This window comes from Cellulophaga sp. 20_2_10 (genome assembly GCF_023476645.1).
In the GTDB taxonomy this organism is placed as follows: Bacteria; Bacteroidota; Bacteroidia; order Flavobacteriales; family Flavobacteriaceae; genus Cellulophaga.
The window spans coordinates 1-1,117 of record NZ_JAMCOJ010000045.1 but is presented as its reverse complement, the minus strand read 5'-3'; the positions used below and the strand labels follow the sequence as shown (position 1 = coordinate 1,117).

The window sequence follows — 1,117 nt, the reverse complement described above, 5'->3', positions numbered from 1 at the left end:
GGGCGATGGAACACATTTTCCAAAGGGGCGGGAACAGCGTAGCTGTGTAGCGACTTTGGTCAGCTTTTCGCTGAATGTGTTCCATCGGTTTTGTGTATGATTTCGTTGCGTGTTTCAGTAACTAATTTAGCAAATACAAACCGAATAGAAAATCCGCTAGTCCCGACGCTTCGGGATTCGTAAGTAAGCTTGCACTAGCAATGAATTATACACGGTGTTGTAAAACGTTTTTATAATTCCGCTTTGTATAGGTTTTCCATATTTTTCAGCGGTCGACCTAATATTTTTTCAGCTTCTTTTTGTCCGTTTGCTTTTTGTTCGGTTGTCAGTTTGTTTTCTAATTCTTGAATTTCCTTAACAATCTGTCCTTGTTGAATGTATGAAAAGTCTCTTTTAAATTCGTTAAAAATCAAGAACCATTGATAACTTATAAAATTGTCTTGTTCAACATCTGTTCCATCTCTATACATATAAGCAAGGTTTAACCTCGAAGATGTTATGTATCCGCTTTTCTGTAAATTTTCTGGGTTCTGAAGTTTCCCAAGTCGGATTGCCCATTCCAACATTTTATCAATGTCTTTGTCGGTTCCCATTCCTTCTTTGTAACAATTGATAACATTGAACATACAAGTTCCGTCTCCGTTTTCTGCACATTTTAGAGCAAATGAAAATGCTTTATTGAAATCTTGTTGCACACCATTTCCACTTCCATATGCCATCATCATTGCGTACAGACCATCATTCCAACCTTGTTCGGCTGATTTAGAATACCATTCAATCGCTTTTTCGGAATTTTGCTCAACACCAATTCCAGCTTGATAACAATAACCTAAATTATATTGAGATTCCGCATTTCCTAATTCCGCTGCTTGTTTTAGAATCGGAACTGCTTTGTCAAATTCTTGGGTTTCTATAAGTTTTTTCGATTGTTCATTTAGTTCCAATGCGTTTTGTCCGAATGCGGTGAAGCAAATTAAAGTCAGAAATATAAAGGTTAAATGTTTGTTCATTCGTTTCTCTTAAATGTTTTACAACTAGTCAGTAACCTCATTTTATTGCGTTTATTTCGCCAATAGGGTTGTGTAAACGCACGTTTTACATTTCTAGCTATTATTAG

General features: G+C 36.2%; 1 protein-coding gene. It reads right to left on the bottom strand.

The window, feature by feature from the left end:
* Nucleotides 1-230 precede the first annotated feature (230 nt).
* Complete coding sequence (locus M4I21_RS18455; protein WP_249560700.1) at nucleotides 231-1,010, bottom strand: tetratricopeptide repeat protein; 780 nt, start codon at nucleotides 1,008-1,010, stop codon at nucleotides 231-233.
* Nucleotides 1,011-1,117: the final 107 nt, after the last annotated feature.